Annotated in this window: 1 protein-coding gene; it reads right to left on the reverse strand. The window is 63.9% G+C overall.

Annotated elements, in window-relative coordinates; genetic code table 11:
• Positions 1-223: 223 nt before the first annotated feature.
• Positions 224-1903: MOSC and FAD-binding oxidoreductase domain-containing protein (locus VGH98_21245; GenBank protein HEY2378520.1), on the reverse strand; the 1680-nt coding region annotated here is incomplete at its 5' end.

Below are 1903 nucleotides of genomic sequence, written 5' to 3' on the forward strand. Positions count from 1 at the left end.
CAGTACTGGGAAGACGGTTGCTCGAGGTGCTCGCAGGGCACGGTGCGTCGCGCAAACAGCACCCGTCGCGAATGGAGCACTCGACCGCTATGTCGGCGACGGCGTGAGTGAGCCGTCACTCACTGCGCGATTTGCACGCAGGAAGGCAACCGTCGGGCGTTTCCCGACGGTTGACCCCGTTCATAACCGCCCCAACGATGTGCACTCGTCAGGGCGGCGGAGCTCACAAGTCGATCACCACGTCGCGAATCGGTCGCGAGCAGCAGACGAGCAGGTTGCCGGCCGCGGGATTGTCCAGTGGTTCCGGGTCGTAGGCGACATCGCCGGACACCAGGCCGCTTTCGCAGTTGTGGCACACACCCGCACGGCACGACCAACGAACCGGGACGTCGCACGCTTCGGCGAGTTCCAACAGATTTCCGTACGCTGCCTCGTTCCAGTGCGCCATGATGCCGCTGCGCGCAAACGAGACGACCGGGCCAGTGCCAGCGTCGTGCTCCGGCGAATGAGGACGACGCGTCGTCTTCTCATCGACGACGCCGGGCATCATCGACTCGCCACCCGTGAAGAGTTCGACAAAGATCCGCTCGTGCGAGACGCCGAGCACGAACAGCGCCTCTTTCATGTCGGCCATGAAACGATTCGGACCGCACAGATACACGACGGCGTCAGGTGAGACGCCGGCGGTCTCGAGGACCGATCCGGAGAAATGGCCTTCGTTGTCGAAATCCTCGCCGATCCGATCGTCCGGACCCGGCCGGCTATAGCAGACATAGCGCCGCCCGTTTGGGATTCCGGCGATTAAGCGCCGAACCTGTGCAGCGAACGGATGCCGCTGCCCGTTCCGAGTTTGATAAAGCCACAAGACCGACCGTCCCGACTGTGCCGCCGCCAGCTCGTACAGCATCGCGAGGACCGGTGTCGCACCGATCCCAGCGCTGAGCAGCACGACGGGGCGGCTTTCGTCCCGCAGTGTGAAGCTGCCACGTGGCAAGCTGATGTCCAGGCGGTCGCCGACCCGGAACGCTCGCAGACAGGTTCCTGCCGCGCCGTTCGGTTCGAGCTTCACGCTGATGCGATAGCGCTCGTTGGATGGCGGACCCGAAAGCGAGTAACTGCGAAATAATGGCGAGACGCTCGCACCAGCTCGAAGGCGCAGCACCACGTACTGACCCGGGAGGGGTGTTTGCAGCGGGTGCCCTTCGGGATCTCGCAGCGTCAGCGAGACCACGTCGTCGGTTTCCCGATCGATCGCCGCAACCATGACCGACTGAAATCCTGCTGCCACCGGATGCGCCGCGGCGGCCGGCATGAGTCCCGCGTTACCTGCGCTCGTCGTGGCCCCCGAGGGTCGCAGCAGCGCCTCAAACGACGAGCGCCAGCCGGATGATAGAGCGTCGATCCTCAGTGCACGCTCCAACCGATCGCGCGGGTGACTGGACGAATAGAGAAGCGCATTGACCTCTTCGACCGTCAGCCGCTCCTTCGCCCCGCCCACCTTGACGATTTCGTCCCCAGGACCGACGTCGCCTTCGTGGAGCACGCGGAAGTAGAACCCGGGCCGACCGCCGCCTGTCAATAATGCGGGCATGCGCGGCTCATTCATCCGAATGCCCACGCGATAGCACGTCACGCGAGGTTGCGTGATCTCAAACAGCGCACTACCGATTTGATAGCGGTCGCCGATACAGGCGGTATCGTCGGCAAGTCCCTCCACGGTGAAGTTCTCGCCGAACTGGCCGTACACGAATTCGTGCCGTTTCAGCTGCTCCTGCCAATGCCGGTACGAATCGAGTTGGTAGACGAACACTGCGCGATGCTCTCCGCCGTGTCCAGCCAGATCACCCTGACCGTCGCCTTCGAGATTCAACCGGCCGACTCGACACCGGCCGGCGACTGGACT

The organism is Gemmatimonadaceae bacterium (assembly GCA_036496605.1).
In the GTDB taxonomy this organism is placed as follows: Bacteria; Gemmatimonadota; Gemmatimonadetes; order Gemmatimonadales; family Gemmatimonadaceae; genus AG2.